The sequence below is a fragment of the Nitrospira defluvii genome, from assembly GCF_905220995.1.
Classification (GTDB): Bacteria; Nitrospirota; Nitrospiria; order Nitrospirales; family Nitrospiraceae; genus Nitrospira_A; species Nitrospira_A defluvii_C.
The window spans coordinates 361,874-380,457 of record NZ_CAJNBJ010000016.1; the positions used below are offsets into that span (position 1 = coordinate 361,874).

General features: G+C 60.4%; 15 protein-coding genes. 7 read left to right on the plus strand and 8 right to left on the minus strand.

Annotation, left to right across the window (positions count from 1 at the left end; translation table 11 throughout):
• The first annotated feature begins 282 nt into the window (after window positions 1-282).
• Together KJA79_RS23015 and KJA79_RS13255 are read left to right on the plus strand one after the other, a co-directional pair.
• Window positions 283-960, plus strand: a complete 678-nt coding sequence (locus KJA79_RS23015) for an FKBP-type peptidyl-prolyl cis-trans isomerase (protein WP_213042522.1) — start codon at window positions 283-285, stop codon at window positions 958-960.
• 186 nt (window positions 961-1,146) lie between these two features.
• A complete protein-coding gene (locus KJA79_RS13255; protein WP_213042523.1) occupies window positions 1,147-2,076 on the plus strand; it encodes an ATP-binding response regulator in 930 nt (309 codons plus the stop codon).
• A gap of 67 nt (window positions 2,077-2,143) precedes the next feature.
• Here KJA79_RS13255 and KJA79_RS13260 read toward each other — a convergent pair whose 3' ends face one another.
• Complete coding sequence (locus KJA79_RS13260) at window positions 2,144-3,544, minus strand: DUF4832 domain-containing protein (protein WP_213042524.1); 1,401 nt, start codon at window positions 3,542-3,544, stop codon at window positions 2,144-2,146.
• Window positions 3,545-3,685: 141 nt separating this feature from the next.
• Between KJA79_RS13260 and KJA79_RS13265 the strand changes: the two genes are divergently transcribed.
• Window positions 3,686-4,570: an SDR family oxidoreductase gene (locus KJA79_RS13265; RefSeq protein ID WP_213042525.1), complete on the plus strand. Its 885-nt coding sequence runs from the start codon at window positions 3,686-3,688 to the stop codon at window positions 4,568-4,570.
• A 5-nt stretch (window positions 4,571-4,575) separates the two neighbouring features.
• Here KJA79_RS13265 and KJA79_RS13270 read toward each other — a convergent pair whose 3' ends face one another.
• On the minus strand, window positions 4,576-5,364 hold the full coding sequence (locus tag KJA79_RS13270) for a hypothetical protein (RefSeq protein WP_213042526.1): 789 nt from the start codon (window positions 5,362-5,364) through the stop codon (window positions 4,576-4,578).
• Between the two features lie 185 nt (window positions 5,365-5,549).
• Here KJA79_RS13270 and KJA79_RS13275 point away from each other — a divergent pair, with 185 nt between their 5' ends.
• Entirely contained in the window at window positions 5,550-7,166 is a 1,617-nt protein-coding gene (locus KJA79_RS13275) for an inorganic phosphate transporter (RefSeq protein ID WP_213042527.1), read from the plus strand.
• 183 nt (window positions 7,167-7,349) lie between these two features.
• Here the strand turns inward: KJA79_RS13275 and KJA79_RS13280 are convergent, their stop codons facing one another.
• The 5 genes from KJA79_RS13280 to KJA79_RS13300 all read right to left on the minus strand — a co-directional run bounded on the left by KJA79_RS13280 (window position 7,350) and on the right by KJA79_RS13300 (window position 13,367).
• The gene (locus tag KJA79_RS13280) at window positions 7,350-8,078 is read right to left on the minus strand and encodes a tetratricopeptide repeat protein (RefSeq protein WP_213042528.1); all 729 of its coding nucleotides are present in this window, start codon (window positions 8,076-8,078) and stop codon (window positions 7,350-7,352) included.
• Between the two features lie 2 nt (window positions 8,079-8,080).
• Window positions 8,081-9,136 (minus strand): prolipoprotein diacylglyceryl transferase family protein, encoded by a 1,056-nt coding sequence (locus KJA79_RS13285; RefSeq protein WP_213042529.1) that lies wholly within the window; start codon window positions 9,134-9,136, stop codon window positions 8,081-8,083.
• A 4-nt stretch (window positions 9,137-9,140) separates the two neighbouring features.
• Window positions 9,141-10,148 carry a phosphatidylserine decarboxylase gene (locus tag KJA79_RS13290; RefSeq protein ID WP_213042530.1) on the minus strand — a complete coding sequence of 336 codons (1,008 nt, stop codon included), beginning with the start codon at window positions 10,146-10,148 and terminating at the stop codon, window positions 9,141-9,143.
• Window positions 10,148-12,553, minus strand: coding sequence for a hypothetical protein (locus tag KJA79_RS13295; RefSeq protein WP_213042531.1), 2,406 nt, complete (start codon window positions 12,551-12,553; stop codon window positions 10,148-10,150). The genes KJA79_RS13290 and KJA79_RS13295 overlap by 1 nt, the downstream gene beginning before the upstream one ends.
• A gap of 139 nt (window positions 12,554-12,692) precedes the next feature.
• Window positions 12,693-13,367, minus strand: a complete 675-nt coding sequence (locus KJA79_RS13300; protein ID WP_213042532.1) for an HAD family hydrolase — start codon at window positions 13,365-13,367, stop codon at window positions 12,693-12,695.
• A 224-nt stretch (window positions 13,368-13,591) separates the two neighbouring features.
• Between KJA79_RS13300 and KJA79_RS13305 the strand changes: the two genes are divergently transcribed.
• The 3 genes from KJA79_RS13305 (at window position 13,592) to KJA79_RS13315 (ending at window position 17,139) form a co-directional block, all read left to right on the plus strand.
• On the plus strand, window positions 13,592-14,710 hold the full coding sequence (locus KJA79_RS13305) for an RMD1 family protein (protein ID WP_213042533.1): 1,119 nt from the start codon (window positions 13,592-13,594) through the stop codon (window positions 14,708-14,710).
• 76 nt (window positions 14,711-14,786) lie between these two features.
• Window positions 14,787-15,986, plus strand: coding sequence for a hypothetical protein (locus tag KJA79_RS13310; RefSeq protein WP_213042534.1), 1,200 nt, complete (start codon window positions 14,787-14,789; stop codon window positions 15,984-15,986).
• Between the two features lie 130 nt (window positions 15,987-16,116).
• Window positions 16,117-17,139, plus strand: coding sequence for a DUF481 domain-containing protein (locus KJA79_RS13315; RefSeq protein ID WP_213042535.1), 1,023 nt, complete (start codon window positions 16,117-16,119; stop codon window positions 17,137-17,139).
• Between the two features lie 12 nt (window positions 17,140-17,151).
• On the opposite strand, the gene KJA79_RS13320 is transcribed toward KJA79_RS13315, so the two are convergent.
• The gene (locus KJA79_RS13320) at window positions 17,152-18,438 is read right to left on the minus strand and encodes a BaiN/RdsA family NAD(P)/FAD-dependent oxidoreductase (RefSeq protein WP_213042536.1); all 1,287 of its coding nucleotides are present in this window, start codon (window positions 18,436-18,438) and stop codon (window positions 17,152-17,154) included.
• Window positions 18,439-18,584: the final 146 nt, after the last annotated feature.

Consider the following 18,584-nt stretch of genomic DNA (forward strand, 5'->3'; position numbering starts at 1 on the left):
CAGGCTGCTGGGGAGCAGACGACGCGCGCCGGGCAGGCTTTGAATGAAACACGCCCACAGACAAGCCGGCGATCTGAGCAGGCTGCTCAAACTGGCCGTCCAGCAAGGCCGCAAGGAGCGACACGAGTGAGGCGTACCCTCGGGGTACGTCGCAACGAGAATCGCGACTGAGAACGAAGCAGGCGGCCATTTTCAGCAACCTGCCCAAGAATTTTCTTGAGCCGCAGAGGGTCCCTGGCATATGGTGAGCACAGTCATGCTGTTCAGCAGAAAGGATCCTCTATGCGCCATGTAACCGGTGCCGTGTCCGCAGTTGTGCTCCTCATGTCCTCACTCAGTTGGGCAGCCGCCCCTGAGCCGGCCAATGACGAGCAGAAAACGTTGTATGCCCTCGGTGTCGCCATCAGCCAATCACTCACGCCCTTCACGTTGAACGAATCTGAACTGGAGTTCGTGAAGTCCGGCCTGGCCGACGGGGTCTTGAAGCGATCACAAAAAGTTGACCTGAACGTGTACGGGCCGAAGATTCAACAGATGCAGCAGGTACGGGCCAATGCGCTGGCCGACGTCGAAAAGAAAGCCGGGGCGGCGTTCCTAACCAAAGCCGCTGCGGAACCGGGCGCCCACAAGACGGAATCGGGTGCCATTATCACGACCATCAAGGAAGGCAAGGGAGCGACCCCGAAAGCCACGGATACGGTGAAGGTGCATTATCACGGGACCCTGATTGATGGCACCGTCTTCGATAGCTCCGTGAAACGCGGCGAACCGGCCACATTCCCACTGAACCAGGTGATCAAGTGCTGGACCGAAGCGGTGCAACTGATCAAGGTCGGCGGCAAAAGCAAGTTGGTCTGCCCCTCCGGCATCGCCTACGGTGACCGTGGATCACCCCCGGTAATCAAGCCCGGGGCCACTCTGGTCTTCGAAGTGGAACTGCTTGATATCGTGAAGCAATAGCCTCTCCAATCAGGACACGTCCGTCGGGGCACCCCCGACGGACGCTTCTTGGCACCTTCCCCCGTTTCCTCATTAAGTATTCTAAAAACCCAGCCGATAAGGGTAGCAGGTCCGGAGATATGCGCCGGCATGCGCAACCCACCCGTACCGCATAGACACACCAACCGGCAGCCGGAGTCACCACGAATGCTGACGCAGGCACAGCTTCCCCAGTTGCTTCTGGTGGACGATTCACCCGTCAATCTTGACCTGCTCAGACACCATCTTCGCGGGAAAGACTATACCTGCGTGACGGCGGCAAGCGGAGTTCGCGCATGGGCGCTTTTGGAACAGGAACCGGACCGGTTTTGCGCCGTCGTGCTCGATCGTATGATGCCGGAAATGGACGGCATGGAAGTTCTTTCGAGAATGAAGCAGCACCCGGTGCTGAGCCAGATTCCGGTGATCATGCAGACTGCGGCCGGCACCCAACAGCAGATACTTGAGGGGCTGCAAGCCGGCGCCTACTACTACCTAGTGAAACCCTACGATAAAGCGACGCTGCTGGCGATCGTCGACGCAGCCGTGCGTGATCACAGCAACTACTTGGAGATACGACAGGACCTCCGCCGCACCACCGCCACGATGGGATTGCTGGAGTCAGCCACCTTCACGTTCAGATCGCCAGAGGAAGCCAAAAACCTCGCCACGCTGCTGGCCCATGCCTATCCTGATCCAAACCGCGTCGTCACCGGCATCCTGGAACTCACCTTGAACGCCGTCGAACATGGCAACCTGGACATCGGGTACGCGCAGAAAACGCAACTGCTCGAGGAAGACACGCTAGACGAAGAAATCACTCGCCGCTTGAACGATCCGCTGTATGCCTCACGGGTGGCGACGGCTCACTTTGCCCGTCAAACTACCAAGCTGTCCTTACAAATCACCGACCAGGGCAAAGGGTTCGACTGGAAGAAGTATCTGGACTTCGATCCCGACCGTGCTTTCGATACCCATGGCCGAGGCATCGCCATGGCCAACAAGCTCAGCTTCGATCACATCGAATATCGCGGCACGGGAAATCGAGTCATTACAGTGCTCGATCTTGCCCCAATTCCCCAGATGCTGGTCGCATAGCCTCATTTCCACAGATTCCTATTACCGTACCGGTCGGGTCTTACCGGCATGTCACCGTGCGAGCCGCCTAGCGAATCGTGAGCGTCGACACCCCATACCAGCGATCCGTCCGCTTGCCCTCGATCGCCAAGTCGACATGTGCGGAGCGGCCATCTTCGGTAAGCACGGCAAGATCCAGCGCATAGGTCCCGGGGGACAGGGTGCCTGGCAGCACCACCGAATCCTGAACCTCATACGGCGCACCAGGTAACCACTGCTTCACATCAGTCGCACTCGTCCATTGGGCCACCACATGACCCGATTCGGACCGTAACCGATAGGCCAGGGGCCATGCATGATAGACAGGCGCCACCCCCTTGTTCTCCCAGCGTGACTGCAGCAGCAGGCGCTCACCCGCACGCCCTTCAGCCGGATGCGTGATCTCGACCGGCACCAAGCGGTACCCGATCTTCTTCAGAAACTCATTGATGCGCGGCCGCCAGGCCGCAGGGACCGGTTTCGACTTGGCATTGAGCACGGAGACGTGCCACTCCAGCCCCTTGCTCAGGATGCGGTCGAGATCGAACCCCCGCTCGTACCATTCGTGAATATAGCCGCAGACTTCCATCTGCACCGGTCCATGCTTCCATGCGTCGGCCACCGCCTGCACCTCCAGAACCGGGGCATATGCATGCTCCATATGGTTCCAGTCTGGGGAAAAATAACCATAGTCACCGAAGCAATCACCTCGCCAACCTGCCCCTCGCGCAGTCGCATACTGCAATTGTCCGCCATGAAGCATCACGAGCGGAGTCCCCGCAAAATATTTGAAGTACCAATCCGTAATGGCGAGTTGATTCGCTTCGCTCGGGAAATAGGCCTTGCATTGCACTTCCACGCCTTCGCAGCAGGCCGTATTCCATTCTCCCCAGCACCCCACCGACCCGATATCCACATGATCAATATCAAGCGAGCGCCCATACCGTTCCCCGAATGCCCGAATCAGTCGTTCATGATAGTCGAGAAAAACAGGATTGTTGTAATCGGGGAAAATGCCGTCCGACTCTTTCACGCTGGCCACGCCCTTGTCGAGCAGCCACTGCGGCGTGCCGGTCTTGTACTCGGAGACGATGCGAATGGCGAGCGTTTCACCCTTGGCCTTGGCCTGTTCGATGACTCGATCGACCAGTGCAAAGTTGTACTGACCTTCCGCCGGTTCGAGTTCCGCCCATGGCCAGCGAAAATAGGCCACCGTCGTATGGGGATACTCCTCGGCCTGCGGCGGATGGCCGAAGCCGAAATGAAAATCCGCAAACCCCATGCCGGGGTTGTACAACACGTCGTCGATTTCACGAGGTTGCACGGTCACGAGCTTCCCCGCAGAGGTCGCCATTATCCGGTCCGATCCGCCGCTGAGGGGAGACACGCAGGCAGCCAGGCCTAGCCCTATCATGACCAGCAGCGCCCGTTTCCATTTCGCTCTCTGCATGCCTGCTCCTTTCATCCTCTCCACGCCCGCTGCCCCGCGCTGAAGACAGACTGCGCCATGTCCTCAGCTGGATGCATCTGACTGTAGGGTCGGGCCGTAAAGTATGGTAGGGTACGCGCCCAAGCACGAGGAATGCGAGACATGCCGAACTGGTTCTCAGCCGCTTCCCCATCAGACTCCGTGGTCATTACCGGCGCCTCAACAGGGATCGGGGCCGCGTGCGCCCTCGCGTTGGACAAACTCGGGTATCGCGTCTTCGCCGGCATCCGCAATCCCGCCGACGGTGAGCGTCTCCAGCAGCAGGCCGGTCCTCGCCTCATGCCCATCCGACTCGACGTGACCGATCCCGCCTCGATTTCCGCCGCCAGCCACACCGTTGCGGCCATGGTGGGCGAGCGCGGCCTGGCCGGCCTGGTCAACAACGCCGGCATCGGTGTCGCGGGGCCGATCGAACTGTTGCCCCTAACCGACTGGCGACGGCAATTCGAGGTGAATGTGTTCGGCCTCATCGCCGTCACGCAAACCTTTCTCCCGTTGATTCGCACCGGACGAGGACGCGTCATCAACATGGGGTCGATCGCCGGACGCGCCTCCATGCCCTTCATGGCTCCCTATGCCGCCTCGAAGCATGCGCTGGAAGCGATTACCGATGCCTTGCGCCTCGAAGTCCAGCCGTGGGGGATCCGCGTGGCACTGATTACGCCCGGCGCCATCGCCACACCCATTTGGGGCAAGACGCGAAAAGACGTCGATACCTGGGACGCCACTTGGAGCCAGGACCTCAAGAACATGTACAAGGAGGGGTTTACACGGATCAAGGAGGCCGCCACCGCGGCGGGGGAACAGGCGCAACCGGCCGGCATCGTGACCGCGGCCGTCGCGCACGCGCTTGGATCTCGGTGGCCGAAAACTCGGTACCTCATCGGCTCGGATGCCGCCATTCGGGCCTATCTCGCCCTCCTGCTTCCCGATCGGCTCAATGATTGGATCATCACGCGAATCGTCAAGCTCCCCACTCGCCGCTGACAGGCTCACCGCCGGCCGACTCGCACCATATCAATGACATGTCCTTGCCCGTCGAGAAAAATGGCGACCGACTCGTTGGGATCCAGCTGTTCGATCGCCGGCTGCAGGAGCGGCCGGACCGGAAAGGACTGAATGTCGTCGAGCGTCATCCGTAGCCGCATCCGCCCGTCTCCGATCGTGACGAACGCACCCTCGACACGCCGCTGCGGCGCGCGTGATGAAGACCCGAACGTCAGTTCCCGAGGCTTCCCCAGCGAAACCACATCGACAAGCAGGTACGCGCGATCGACGGCAAAATCGGCCGTCTCGCCGACCTCCAGTGCCGCCAGTTTCTCCATGGCGACCGTGCGCGCATAGAATCCCACATCCCGCCCCGTATCGAGACGAATCGTGACGCGTTCCTTTTGAGGATTGAACACTCGTCCCAGCGAGCCGCGAAAAATTTTCGTGGGCGACTGATCGGCCGGCCGCTGATAGGCGACGATCTCATCACGATCGTTGACCATGATTTCTACCACCCCGCCCACCTGCAATCCGCGCCCCTCATCTCCACCGGCTTCGAGCGACAGATACCGCGGGATCCGTTCCCCGGTGTCTACCTCAACACGGTCGCCTGAAAAGCCGCGGACCGTGCCTCTGATCAACCTCGCATTGGGCAAGACGCCCGGCACCGGTTTAAGTTCTTCAATACTCAGACCGGACATCAGCTTGGCCGAGCTCCCGCAGCCGGCCGCATTCATAGCCAGGATCAGCAGCCCCGCCAGCACAACACATCCGGTTTGACTCACCTTCATTCTGATGATGATGCTTCCGATCATGTCCGATGATAGACCATCGAGCCGCCCCGAGGCGAGCTCCGGTGGAACCCGACAGAGTTAACGGAATCTTGATGCAATGTCCACCCCTGCGTAACGGCGCATTGACACAGTGTTGCGGCTACGCGCCCACCTCTCACCCGTTCAGCGGAAAGGATTCTTGCATGACGCCGCCCCCCCTCGACACCATCGAAACCGTCGTCGACCGACCGCTCAGTGCGTCGTTCGAGGAAAACAGCTCGCAAATCGGCCTTTTTCTTATCTTGCTGCTCCTAACCATCGGTGGAATCTATGTCGCCGGTGAGTTGACCTCAGACCTGTCCGACGTCCGCGCCTCGTCGGTCTGGCCGTTCGTCCTGCTCGGGTTTGCGCTCCTGATCGCGTTGGGCTTCGAATTCGTCAACGGATTCCATGACACGGCGAATGCGGTGGCGACGGTGATTTATACGCATTCCCTGCCGGCGCACGTTGCCGTCGCATGGTCCGGCATCTGGAATTTCATCGGCGTCATGCTCGCCTCCGGCGCCGTGGCCTTCGGCATCGTCGCCTTGCTGCCGGTCGAGTTGATTCTGCAGGTGAGCGCCGGAGCAGGGTTTGCCATGGTGTTTGCGTTGTTGATTGCCGCAATTATCTGGAACCTGGGCACATGGTATTTGGGGCTGCCCTCCTCCAGTTCGCATGCATTGATCGGTTCGGTCATCGGCGTCGGCATCACCAACCAGCTGATGGCGGCCGGGAGCACCAATACCAGCGGCGTCGATTGGACCCAGGCCCTCAACGTGGGGAAATCTCTGTTGTTCTCACCTCTCATCGGATTTTCAGCCGCGGCGTTTCTCCTCCTGATTGCCATGAAGGCCCTCCCCGTCGACAAATTGTACAAACCGCCGCGCGGTAAAACGCCGCCACCTCTCTGGATCCGTGGCCTGCTCATTCTCACCTGCACGGGCGTCAGCTTTGCCCATGGCTCCAATGACGGACAAAAGGGCATGGGCCTGATCATGCTCATCCTGATCGGCACGGTACCGACGGTGTATGCGCTCAATCGCACCGTGGATGTGTCGTACACGCCCGCCTTCGTGGAGACATCGACCAAATCGGAAGCCATTCTCCAGCGGTACAGTAAAACGGCTGTGACCCCGGCCGACCCCAGGCAAACGGTAGCAGACTATATCCGCACGCACGAAATTCGCCCGGACACCTTGCCCGCCCTTCGCGCCTTGAGCGGCATGGTTCGCACACAGATCGCCTCCTATGCGACCGTCGCCCAAATCCCGACGGAACAGACCTCCAACGTGCGCAACGACATGTACCTGCTCGGAGAATCTCTGCGTTGGATGGACAAAACGCGCGAACCGGCCTTTGCGCGAGCGGATCGCGACATCCTGCTCCACTACAAATCCCTGCTGGATAACGCCACCAAATACATTCCGGTGTGGGTCAAAGCCTCCGTGGCGATCGCGCTGGGGTTGGGCACGATGATCGGATGGAAACGTATCGTGGTGACCGTCGGGGAAAAGATCGGGAAGACGCACCTCTCTTATGGACAAGGCGCCAGTGCGGAGCTGGTTGCCATGACGACCATCGGCGCGGCAGACCTCTTCGGCCTACCGGTCAGTACGACTCAAGTGCTGTCCTCAGGCGTCGCGGGCACCATGGCCGCCAATCGCTCGGGTTTGCAGTGGCAGACGGTCCGGAGTCTTGCACTCGCCTGGGTTATGACCCTGCCGGCGTCAATCCTGCTGTCGGGAACCCTATTCTGGCTCTTCCGGCACTTCGCCTGACGGCCCCCATGCGTTGCCGAGCCGGAGGGGCAATCCGTCCCATCCGCCTCGGCGACAAGACACTCCCCATCTGCTCCCGACGGACCGTCCACCTTCCATGCCATGACGGCGCAAAGCCGCCTGTTCCTGATCTTCAACGTTGCCGGATTGTACGGCGCGAGAGGCACGGACGAGGCAACGGCCTCAGGAGGGAGGCAAAGCCTTCAGCAAGCGTTCGGCTTCCGGCTTGAACAGACGCATCCAGCTGTAGGGATAGTGAGGCTGTTGCACATCGATGACCGCCTGCAGATGCAGGCGCGCCTCGGCAAACCGGCGCTGCTTCATGAGGAGGCGGGCAAGGATCAGATGCGCGTTCGTGTAGCGCCCATCCGCCTCAATCGCACGACGCAGGTAGGACTCGGCCTCTGCCTCACTCCCACCAAGCACCCACGGCAGCTCGGCATACAGCCCCCCCATCATCTGGAGCGCTTGCGGGTGAGTCGGGTCGATGGCCAACGCCTCTCGAAGATGGCGCTTGATGTCATTCAGCACCAGCCCCGCGTCGGCGATGCCTTTCAACCGCTCGGCACTCCCGAGGGTTGCAGCATACAGAAAATGGGCATGGGCCTGACGCGGATCGATGTATAACGCACGCTTGGCCATCGCCGCACCGGCCTCATAGGCCAATTGCCGCTGGCCCTCATCGCTGAACAGATCGTCGGCGATCTGCATATAAAGTTCTGCCCCCTCCAGCAACGCTTTGGGCTCATCGCCCTGCGCAGACAGCCGGGACAACAGTGCCGCAAGGTCACGTTCGAGAGATTGGGGATAGTCGAGGGGCAGGACATCCTGACCGGCCATGACCGGACAGATGAACAGGCACCAGGCAAGCCCGACAATACAAGGGTGCGAATATCTGACGTGACGGCGCACGATCAAATCTGATCCTGTATCACCTGCATCGACAGCGTCGATTGTGTCACCCGACTCCGGCCGGTGAACAGAAACATGACGACCCACAAGATCTGCAGACAGATGAGGACGCCCGGTTGCCACAGCGTGCGAACCCCGCGCAGCAGATCCGGCAATGCAGACGGACTATCCGGAAGCCACAACGCCAGTAATCCGGCATAAACAAGTCCGACAAGGGACAGCCATTGGTAGTGCGAAAAGGCACGCCCACCGCGGTAATCGGCGCGCAGATACTCCGAGACGACCCGCCACACCTGCGTGACCAGGACCGTGACGAGAAATGCCGCGAGGATGTGCCCCTGCAGGAACAACCATAAGCCGACGACTCCCGCAGCAACGCAGACGGCAGCCGTCATCGCTTGAATGGGGATCAGCGGAATCGCTTCCAGGTTCCGTTCATAAGCCGCCTTTCTGGTGGATTCCACGAAGGCCGTATGGTGATGAGCAAACAAGGTGGAGAGCCAGGGAGGACTCTGCTTCAGGGGAGCGCCGTAACAGCAACCGAAACTCAAACAGGCCAGCCGTCCGGTCCCTTCACCGAATGCGTAGGCAATACTCACCACCGCCAGGACCGCCGTCATGGGCAATGCGTCTCCTCCCAACGCGCCGAGTCCGACATTCATCGCCATGACGACCCACGGGAGCAGGAACAAGCCGAACATGGACGCGCCGCCCACCGTGAAGGTATTCGTTTTCCCTTCGATAAGGCGTGCCAGCCCCTTGGCCGAGGGCACGCAGACGCCCAGGACAATCATGGCCAGCGCAAGGATGCTGGTCAGGGACAGGCCCACACTGCCCATCAACACCACGCTCCACGCCACCGCGATGACGACCGCGCTGGCGGTGAAGGCGCCATAGTAGGTCAGGTTGAGACCGACCCATTGCCCGTCCGGCCGTTTGGTGAGCGGCACCGCGGCGAGAAACTGCCATCCCTCCCCCGGCAAGACACGAAAGGCCCACCAGAACAATCCGGCGTAGAAGGCAACCAGTCCAGCGGCGACAAGTTCATTGACAGCCATCCTGTTATCCTTCCGTTCTCCACCCGATCGTCGAACGCACCTTCACATCGGTCTCGACCAAGGCGCGACCGAATCCTTGCGAGAAGCGACTGTACACACCGGAACGCAACCGATTCCGGACGAGGTCTTCGCAGAAGCGGACACGGCCAGGTTCAAACAGCAGCACATCCGTCGAGCTACCCGGTCGATAGAGACTTTTCGGACGCCCCTTTTCAAGCATCATCCCGACATGCATCATTTTGGGATCGTCATAGGCGACCGAGGAGTAACATTGATCGATCTGTCCGATCATGAGGGCCACGATCTCGATCATCGCCACAATTCCCACACGCGATCCGCCAGGAACCTCCGTATCGAGGATCGTCACGACACGCTTATTTTTGGAGTAGGGCGTGGCCGCGACGACCACCGGCCCGGGGTTGCAGGAATGGTAGCGCCCGGAGATTTCATAGCAATCGAGCACCTGGCCGGCGACCGGCGTGTGATTGTAGTGATATTTGTCTGGCGTCAGGCGGAAGATCGCCCAATCGCCCCGACGAAACAGGTCCCGCCAGGGCGCCGGATCGCAGCCGAGCAGTTCGTCATAGTCGAAAAACTTGCCTTTCAGAAACAGCGACGAGTCGTCGGCGAAGGACCCGAGCAGCACCCGGGCATCCGCGGGGGACACGACCGCCCGTGGATCGGCATCCATCGGCCGCACCTGCCAATACCGCAACCGCCGCTGGAACAGCCGGCGCAGCGTATTGAGTCGCGTCGGATCATCCAGGCACTCGGACAGGTCCACACCCAGCGTCCTGGCACAGCGTGTCACCGCCTCTTGCGTCGCGGTAAACGGCCGGTCGTAGTTGAAGAACCCCAACACTTGCGTCATCCGCTGCGAGGTCAGGGCCCTCATGAACCATGCGGCATCTTCCCACAAGGCGCGATAGGCCCAATTGAGCCATCGATCGCCAAGAAACTCTTCTGTCCGCACCACGCCCGTCTCGCGGTCGATATATTGATGCGGCGTCATCACGAGGCCAACGACCGTTCGTCCCGATGACTGTTCAACGCCTGGGATCGCGAAATGGCCAGGAGGCAGAGCCCCAGGGAACGAAGCAGCGTTTGACTACCTGCCGATCCCGAAAGGAGTTCCGGCGCCGCTTCCGTGAGCGCCTCGGCAGCCGAACGGGGGCCAAGCAGCGCGGTCGCAATTCCCCTGCACCGTCGATCTGTTTCGGCCTCAGCCTGGTCGATCGCACGCAGATCTTCCTCGACGCAGGTCAGGGCTTCCCGCACATACTGTGCACGCAACGGCCCACGGTAATAACGTTCCGCCGACTGGGCAAACTCCTCACCGGAGAGCTGCATCGGACGATCGACTCCCGCCACCTCCACAATCCCCCTCGCCAACTTTCCGGCCGTGCCGCACCGATCCGGTTCAAGGAGTCGTTGACGCAGTCGCATCAGATGCTCCCGGAGTTGAAACGCCTCGACGAGTTCCGGCGCATCCTCTTCAATCGTCGACAGGAGCGCCAACCGATAGTCCTCGAGCCGGACTCGCAGATGTCCCGCATAGCGTCGGCTGCTTCTCGTCTTCTGCGTCCGGCCGACAATACGCGCCAGAAACCGGTTCGGACCGGCCTCGCGCACATTCACTGTCGCGATCCCGATGGCCGAGGCGAACATGCACTGCCGCCGTTCACTTTCGCTGAACGGATCGTCAGGAATGTCCTCGTGAGTCACCTGCCCCGTGGCAACGTACCGAAACGCCAACGCCGTCACCAATGCCTGCAGACTGGCCGCATCGGCAAAATCTTCCAAATGATTCGAAAACAGACTGTAGTGCCGACCTTCGAAACCCGAGAATCCCATCACCGCCTGCGCGCGCAGCTTGTAGCAGAGATAGAGCGACATCCGTTCGTCGAACACGCCGAGTTGCCCGAGATCACGTTTGAGCCGGAAGTCGTTTCCCTGCAGGCCGTCGAGCGCCGGACTTTGATCGGTCGAGAGCAGCGACACCAGATAGTCGATGAGCCGGAAATCCGGTACGTAGTCTCCGCGAAGGTGGAAAAGCGCACTGAGGGCGCGATCCATCCATACCGGACCGACCGGCGTGATGGCCCGACCAAAGACCGACAGTTTCGCCTTCTTCTTCCAGCGCCGCCACAACATGCGCAAATGGGTAAAGTCCAGTTCGTGCGGCAGAAATCCCAGCGCCAGCTCGGGATGGAAATCTCGAAAATTCATGCGGTAGGGTGCCGCGCTATAGGTCCCGACAAACAGCGGCAGAAAATGCTCCACAATTTTGATGACGAGATCCCCGACCACCTTCTCGTGCGCGGGCGTATACCGTTTGGTCCCAGCCCGCAACACCTCGCTCAAGCGTCGACTGCCGAGGCTGAGGTGCGTGCCGTTGTTGGCCAGACTGATGTTCGACGTCGACGGTAACACCACCAGATTGCGCGTGATGATGCCGGCATCTTTCAATCGAACCACGGCATTCAGCTGGCTGCGTGACAACACTTCATGACAGAGTCCCATATAGCGGGACTTCTCCTCGCCTCGTTCCCATCCGGAGAGGCAGGGGTTCATGAACAGTTCTCGATAGAAGGCATCGGAGACGAGATGATTGAGGCGCCGTTGCCGCAAGGGAGGATGAGGCGATGCATACACCAGAACAGATTGCCCGCGCTTCTCCAATCCGAATCGCCTATTCGCATACAGCACCAACAGGTGGGTCAGCAGAAAGCGAATTGCCGTTTCTCTCGCAATCCCTGTTCCCATTCCGATGGACGGTTCCATGCGAGACACATAGAAAGAAAAGGTTTCCGGCGAACTGTTATCGTTCAGGAAATGATTCAGCAGACGTCGGCTCTCGCTCGCCAGCGCCGGCACGTGCTGTTCGAATTCACCAAGGACATCGGCCAAGGCCAGCGTCAAGAGATAACTGATGGGAAGCCGGACCCACTCTTCCCCCTGCTCGACCAGCAGATACCGGTCGGCATCGGCGCGACGAGGCCCTTGCGGGGCGCGTTTATCGGCCGCCAGGTCTCGCTCCAAGAGTTGATTGGCTGTCCGGTTGAGGCAGCGCCGCGGAAAACGGACCCATGAGTTTTCCCACACGGTCGCGTCGGACGACGTCAGCAACTCCTGTAACTGGCGGATGAGGATGCGAGGACTTTCTCCCGCCGCAGTCCGCTCCCGGATATTCTTCACATAGTTCGAAGCATGAATCGTTCGCGGAAGATCCACGTCCTCGGAACGGCCGCAGACCGCCGCTTGAAGCTCGCTCTCGGAGCCGGCAGTGATGTCATCGTGAGAAAAGGGCAACGCCGGAAGATCGGCGAGAAACTGAATGGCCTGTCGATGAAGTTCATGGCGAGGTTCCGCTGCATGGAGAGAAGTATCGGATGGAATCCCAGTCGTTCGACTCATCAACACCTCCCGGTGATCGTCCGCGGATATCTCGTGCCGATATGGCGCGATCATACCGCCGACCTGTTACGGATAGCTCATCGACACAGAAATGTTGTGTAACAAGATGGACCGGGAGACGGAGGGGAAGAGGACGTCATCACGCCAGCCGGCACAGCAGTCGCTCGAGTGTCGTGGTCTGCAACGAGGGGACGACGACATCAGCTGCCGAGAGACGAGACTCCGGCAGGGTGGTGGCCACCGCGATGCACCGCATCCCGGCCTGATGAGCGGCCTCAATGCCGTGCGGCGTGTCTTCGATGGCCACACACTCGTCGGCCCGCAGCGCCGACCGGCGATTCAGTGCAGCAAGAGCATGGAGGTAGAGCGCGGGAGCAGGCTTCCCTTGGTGCACATCCTGTGCGGCCGACACATGCTCAAACATGGATGTCATGCCGGCCAATTCCAAACACAAGACGATTTCCTCCCGTAACGCCCCCGAGGCCACGGCTGTGCGGTATCGCGACGCAACGGTGTCAACACAGTCCCTGACACCGGGCACAACAGGCAACTGGGCTCGCAGCGATGCCTGCATGAGCTCCGTCTTGCGATGTACCAGCCGCGCGACCGTCTCGGAAGAGACCGGGGATCTGCCGTAATCGGCGAGGACGGCGCGGAAACAGGCGGGATCGGTGAGTCCGACGTACCGTGCGTAATAGACGTCCGGCGCCAGCGAAATCCCTTCCATGCGCAACACCTGCCGGAACATGTCGTAATGCAGCGGTTCCGTGTCGAACAAGACGCCGTCAAAATCGAACACAATCGCTTTCACCATAACCTGCCTTTCTTGTACGTCAGAATACCCGTTCGTCGCAGCACCCTGCCAGCTACACCGACGATCTTGATCAACACTTAATATTCCCGTAACCGCTCTCCTCTACAGTGCCCCTCTCGACCGAGCCCGACCTGCCATGCCTGGATGACCGTCAGCCGAGTACAGGCTTGCAGTCTTGCTTCCACTCACCTCATCATAGGTGACGTTCCGAAAGAGAGCCGCTGATGCCGAATCCTGTCGCCACCTCACTGCGTATCGAACAAGGCACCTGTTACGCCCTATTCGCTTACGACATCGGCTTGGCCATTCGCCTCGACGAAGCGGAACGGCATATCACGGCCATCAAAGAGCGCGGCCGCATCCGGCATAAAGCGCGTGCGCCGCAATACTTCGACTACCACCCGGCGCCGCTTCGCCTGATGCAAGACGGGCAGGTCCTGGAGTTCGGCCCGTATCGCTCGCAAGCCGCGGTCGAGGTCATGCTCTACGACTTCGGTGCCGTCACCGTCATCTACCGCATTCCATTGGAAGGCCCCTTCGAAGACCTCTTGGGATTAAGCGAAGCGCTCTACGAAAATGACACCTTGCGGACGGAGTCTCGCCGGCGATTGGAACAACTGGTGCGGGATATTCAGCCCGCTGTCGAGCGGCCCACGATGTCGAACGACGTCGAGGACTATCTGCTGTTTGCGATCGAACGTTGTACCCCGTCCGACATCCACACGCTCGGCACCCTCTACGATCATCTGTTCGCCCGTGTGCTCCGCAGCGAGGCCACGCCGCTGTCGGACCAGGAGATCCATGAGGCGACGTCCTGCCGCATCGCATTCAGTCGTGGCGACCTCGCCCTCATCGACTGGAATGCGGCCCTCATATTCGGGCAGGGCATGGAAGACGTGCGGGCAGTGCTGGAGTTCGTCAACGTGGAACTGCTCGAGATGCGCACGCTGGATCAACAGCTCGACAGGGCCCTGGACGAGGGGTACGAGGCACTCACGCGAAGGCCCGGCCGCAAGCTGTGGTTGCCGGGTTCCCACGAACGAGCCGTGACCCACATCGGGCAGCTGCAGGTCGAGAGTGCGGTGCTCTTCGAACGGGTGGCGAACACCCTCAAACTTCTCGGCGATCAATACCTGGCCCGTGTCTATCGCCTGGCCTCGCAACGCTTCCATCTCGACGCGTGGGACGCCAGCATTCTGCGAAAACTGCAAACCCTGGACAGCATCTACAGCAAGATGGCTGATCGATCGACGACTCAGCGGATGGAGTATCTGGAATGGATCATCATTGTCTTGATCGCGCTCTCGATCGTGCTCTCCTTCCTTCCATCCGCGGGGCACTGACAGGCAGGCCTTTCCGCTAGGCTTCCAGGAACAGGTGTGTTAGAAGGCTTACGACGTACCCCTTGAGTGGTGATCGGTGTCGAACCCTACGAGGACGAGACAACTGGCAAGCCTGTTCGGCATCGTCGCCGCCCTGAGCTCGTCCGGTTGCCTGTCCCCTCCCACCTTGAACCGGGCGGTCCTCGCCTATGACGAGGCCATCACCGATGCGATCTCCAAACAGTTATTGATCAATATCGCCAGGGCGCACCATCACGAGCCGATTCACTTTACCGGTGTGGCCAACGTGGCCGCCACGTTCGACTTCCGCGTCACTGCCGGGGCGACCCCGACCCTCACCGGCGAACATGGCCGCACCCTGATGCCGTTGTTCGGCGGGTCCATCGCGGAGAACCCCACCATCAGCATCGCGCCGATCGAAGGAGAAGAATTCACCAAGCGGCTTCTGGCGCCGTTCCAGGAAAGCAAACTCACCCTGCTGCTCCGGCAAGGCGTCGACATCGATCTCCTCCTGCGGCTCATGGCCAAGGAACTCCGACTGAAACACCAGGGCGAGGAAATCGCCTACCGCAACAGGCCTTCCGACAAAGACGACTACGAGATGTTCCGCAAAGTCGTCTTGCATTTGTCGGCCATTCAAGACGCCAACCGCCTCTATGCGGAAGCGATGACGTTCGAACGCACCTGGACCATTCCCGCTGAATCCGTCACGGCGGAAGGCTTCGCTGCGCTGGAACAGCAATACCTGATCACCTATCTCCCCGAGCAGCGAGCCTACGTCCTCCGCAAGCCGGTATCGGGTCGCATCCTCATCACCAACTACGATCCCGCTACCCTGCCGCCGGCGGAACGGATTCGATTGCACGAAACCGCCGACCAACGGCCCGCGAACGATGTGTCCTTCGATATTCGGCCGGGCCATGTCGGCGGGGAATGGCCGATGCGCGGGGATTTCAGATTGCGTAGTTTCAACGCCATGCTGAATTTCTTGAGCCGCGCCGTCGATGAAGAACGCGAATATGACGTCGCCAAGGATATTCGGACGCCTCCTGTGGCGGAAAATCCCGTCCACACGATGGAGTTGCTGATCTCAGACCGAGCGCCCGAGGCCTCGGATCTCTTTGTTCGCTCTCATGGACGCTACTATGCCGTCAATGGGGAAGGCCCGCTGGGCCGGTGGAATCGTGAAGCCTTCAAGCTGCTGACGCAACTGTTTCAGATGACCGTGACCGAAGTCCCTCGCAGCGGCGTCCCCGGTATCACCATCGCGAAATAGGCAGGCGACAGTTTTTCACTCCATCCGCTTGCAACTCCCGGAGGCCCTCCAGTAGGGTGCTGCTTGAACAGACCGCGGTCCCTCCGCCTCTCGGCTTGAGTCGCGAGTCCGCCGGAACCCATTCACATCCATGTCCCGTCACGACGTCTATCGCCGCCTGCTTCAGCACGGCGCACTGTTGTTCTGTAGCCTCTGGTCCGGCCTCGCATGGGCCGATGAAGTGCATTTGCAGAACGGGGACCGGCTGACGGGCACGATCGTCAAGATGGAGGAGCGGGTGTTGACCCTCCAGACGGATTATGGCGGCGAGATCAAACTGGATTGGGGTAAAGTCGAACGCCTGACATCGACAAGCCCGCTCAAAATCCTGGTACCGGGTGCCTCTCACGACGTGCTGCGTGACTTCCTCTACGGGGCGCAGGACCTCCAGGAGGCCAGGGAACTCGGTCCGGAAGGTCCCGTCCCGCTGACCGACATTACCGCGATCAATCTGGAACCGCTCCGCGTGACGGGCACCATCACGGTCGGCGGGAACAGCACCTCAGGGAACAGCAGCACCAAAGCCTTCAACAGCGCCGCTCGCATGACGATCCAAGCCTATCGCCAGCGGCTGTTGCTCGAAGGGAAATACAACTATGGGCAGGCGGGCGACCAGGTCACGGCCCGTAACTCGCTCGCGAGCCTGAAACACAACTATTTTGTCAGCAAGCAGATCTTCATCGAAACGTTCGGCATGCTGGAAAAGGACACCCTGCAGAACCTGCAACTCCGCTCCACCATCGGTAGCGGTTTGGGTTACCAGTTCTACGAAACGGCCCGCACCACCCTAGCGCTCTCCGTCGGTCTCGCGCACGTGAATGAACATTTCACGAACAGCCCCAATACACAAACCCCTTCCGCACGATGGAGCGTACGGTGGGAGCACGCCCTCTGGCCGGATCGCGTCAAGGTGTTTCATCGCCACGAAGCATTTTATGACCTCAATGCCGGTAACGCCTTCCGGGTGAATGCCGACCAGGGTGTCCGCATCACCGTGTACAAGAATCTCTTTTTCAACGTGGAATACGACCTGCGATTAAACACGCAACCTGCGCCGGGGCGAAAAACCACCGATGAAGCCGTGATCTTCGGTGTGGGCTATGAGTTCCGTTGAATAGACATTCGTCTAGCCCGCAGTGAGACTTGCCGCTGCCGCACGACCCGCGACCCGTCCGGTCGCCCAGGCCCATTGAAAATTAAATCCGCCGATCCGTCCGTCGCAGTCCAGCACTTCCCCGACTAGATAGAGCCCTGGCACCACCTTCGACTCCATCGTACGGAAGTTGATCTCTTCCAACGGCACTCCGCCGGCAGTGACCTCGGCAAAATTCCACCCACGATCCCGCACCACCGGAAACGGGAACCGTGTCAATGCCGCGAGCAGACGATCGCGAAGTGCGCGTGGCACCTGCCCACAGGCCTGCTGCGAGTCCGCTCCGACGTGAAGACAGATCGCCTCGGCACAACGCTCCGGCACTACTTCAGCCACGAGTTTCACCAGCGACCGCCGAGGCGCGTCGGCAGCCCTCCCCAAGAACCATTCGCGTGCCTGATCGACTGTCTTGCCGGGCAAAAAGTTCCCGCAGACCTCCACCTTCGCGCCGCGCTCCCTCGCCAGAGACCAAAATCGACTCGCGTCCATCACCACAGGCCCGCTGATGCCGAAATGTGTCCAGAGCAGGCTCCCGGTCCGCCGATCCACCGACCGTCCCTCTACGACGGTCTCCACTTCCACCTCGTGGGACAGACCTGACAGTCTCTCGTGGAAACAACGGTCATCCAACACCAACGCCACCAGCGCCGGAACGGTCGGGGTCACCCGGTGTCCCAACGCGCGCGCCAGTCCGTATCCTGACCCGTCACTCCCCGTCCGAGGCAACGATCGGCCCCCGGTGGCAAGCACGACGCGCCGCGCCAATGTCTCACCCTCCCGGTGGCGAATCACAAACCGGGACGACTGGTCTGTGCCAATGACGTTATTGGATGTATCGAGCCTGGTGATGGCCGACACGCGATGGCCGGGACGCAATACAACTCCGAGCTCTCGGGCGCGGGTCAGCAGCGCAGTGAGCACCGTACGCGCCTTATCGGTCACGGGGAAGAGCTTCCCGGTCTCCTCGCATTTCAGTTCGACGCCGAGCGAGGCAAACCACTCGACCGTCTCACGGACCGAAAACGCGGCTAAGACATTGCGCACGAGGTGACGGGTGCCGAAAAAATCATCCGGTGTGACCACATCGTGCGTGACATTGCAGCGCCCCCCACCGGAGACCAGGATCTTGGCCCCGACACTCTTGGCTCCATCCAACAATTCCACCCTGATGGCTGGATTGTGCTCTGCCGCAAAAATGCCGGCCGCCAGCCCGGCCGCCCCCGCCCCGATCACGCACAAGTCCACCACCGGCTCCGGCATTTCACCTCGTCAACAATCGGTTGAGTCCTGCCGCCGCATGATGCCCGTTGCGAAGAAGGCGCGCAATCGTAAAACTTGGCATGGAAACCGGCGCCGTCACTATGCCAAGATCCTGAATATTTTCCAGGAAGACGCCGATATCAGCG

What these genes read in the sequence shown, in the direction of transcription:
- KJA79_RS23015 (WP_213042522.1), top strand. Translation starts at nt 283, where the DNA reads ATGCGCCATGTAACCGGTGCCGTGTCCGCAGTTGTGCTCCTCATGTCC.
- KJA79_RS13255 (WP_213042523.1), top strand. Translation starts at nt 1,147, where the DNA reads ATGCTGACGCAGGCACAGCTTCCCCAGTTGCTTCTGGTGGACGATTCA.
- KJA79_RS13260 (WP_213042524.1), bottom strand. Translation starts at nt 3,544, where the DNA reads ATGCAGAGAGCGAAATGGAAACGGGCGCTGCTGGTCATGATAGGGCTA.
- KJA79_RS13265 (WP_213042525.1), top strand. Translation starts at nt 3,686, where the DNA reads ATGCCGAACTGGTTCTCAGCCGCTTCCCCATCAGACTCCGTGGTCATT.
- KJA79_RS13270 (WP_213042526.1), bottom strand. Translation starts at nt 5,364, where the DNA reads ATGAAGGTGAGTCAAACCGGATGTGTTGTGCTGGCGGGGCTGCTGATC.
- KJA79_RS13275 (WP_213042527.1), top strand. Translation starts at nt 5,550, where the DNA reads ATGACGCCGCCCCCCCTCGACACCATCGAAACCGTCGTCGACCGACCG.
- KJA79_RS13285 (WP_213042529.1), bottom strand. Translation starts at nt 9,136, where the DNA reads ATGGCTGTCAATGAACTTGTCGCCGCTGGACTGGTTGCCTTCTACGCC.
- KJA79_RS13290 (WP_213042530.1), bottom strand. Translation starts at nt 10,148, where the DNA reads ATGACGCCGCATCAATATATCGACCGCGAGACGGGCGTGGTGCGGACA.
- KJA79_RS13295 (WP_213042531.1), bottom strand. Translation starts at nt 12,553, where the DNA reads ATGAGTCGAACGACTGGGATTCCATCCGATACTTCTCTCCATGCAGCG.
- KJA79_RS13300 (WP_213042532.1), bottom strand. Translation starts at nt 13,367, where the DNA reads ATGGTGAAAGCGATTGTGTTCGATTTTGACGGCGTCTTGTTCGACACG.
- KJA79_RS13305 (WP_213042533.1), top strand. Translation starts at nt 13,592, where the DNA reads ATGCCGAATCCTGTCGCCACCTCACTGCGTATCGAACAAGGCACCTGT.
- KJA79_RS13315 (WP_213042535.1), top strand. Translation starts at nt 16,117, where the DNA reads ATGTCCCGTCACGACGTCTATCGCCGCCTGCTTCAGCACGGCGCACTG.
- KJA79_RS13320 (WP_213042536.1), bottom strand. Translation starts at nt 18,438, where the DNA reads ATGCCGGAGCCGGTGGTGGACTTGTGCGTGATCGGGGCGGGGGCGGCC.